This window comes from Streptomyces gilvus (genome assembly GCF_022513565.1).
Taxonomy (GTDB): Bacteria; Actinomycetota; Actinomycetes; order Streptomycetales; family Streptomycetaceae; genus Streptomyces; species Streptomyces gilvus.
The window spans coordinates 1-899 of record NZ_JAKWBE010000079.1; the positions used below are offsets into that span (position 1 = coordinate 1).

The 899-nt window shown below is 69.9% G+C and carries 1 protein-coding gene; it reads left to right on the forward strand.

Annotated elements, in window-relative coordinates; all coding sequences use genetic code 11:
* On the forward strand, window positions 1–899 hold an 899-nt coding region (locus tag MKW14_RS40685), incomplete at both ends, for an alpha-amylase family protein (protein WP_240871827.1).

Genomic DNA, 899 nt, shown 5'->3' on the forward strand with positions numbered 1-899 from the left:
CGGGAACGCGCCCTGTACGGCGCCTGGTACGAGTTCTTCCCCCGCTCCGAGGGCACCGCCGAGCAGCCCCACGGCACCTTCCGCACCGCCGCCCGCCGGCTGCCCGCGATCGCCGCGATGGGCTTCGACGTCGTCTACCTGCCCCCCATCCACCCCATCGGCACCACCTTCCGCAAGGGCCGCAACAACACCCTCTCCCCCACCCCCCAGGACGTCGGCGTGCCCTGGGCGATCGGCTCCCCCGAGGGCGGCCACGACGCCGTCCACCCCCAGCTGGGCACGCTCGAGGACTTCGCCCGGTTCGTCGACCAGGCCGCCGCCCTCGGCCTGGAGATCGCCCTGGACTTCGCCCTGCAGTGCTCCCCCGACCACCCCTGGGTCGACAAGCACCCCGAATGGTTCCACCACCGCCCCGACGGCACCATCGCCTACGCCGAGAACCCGCCCAAGAAGTACCAGGACATCTACCCCATCGCCTTCGACGCCGACATGGACGGCCTGATCACCGAGACCCTGCGGGTCCTGCGGCTGTGGATGTCCCTCGGCGTGCGGATCTTCCGGGTGGACAACCCCCACACCAAGCCGGTCCTGTTCTGGCAGAGGGTGATCGAGCAGATCAACGCGAGCGACCCCGACGTGATCTTCCTGGCGGAGGCGTTCACCCGGCCGGCCATGATGCGCACCCTGGCCCAGACCGGCTTCCAGCAGTCCTACACCTACTTCACCTGGCGCACCACCAAGCAGGAACTGACCGAGTACCTCACCGAGCTGTCCACGGAGACGGCCGCGTACATGCGGCCCAACTTCTTCGTCAACACCCCCGACATCCTGCACGCCTACCTCCAGCACGGCGGCCGGCCCGCCTTCGAGGTCCGCGCCGTCCTGGCCGCCACCCTCTC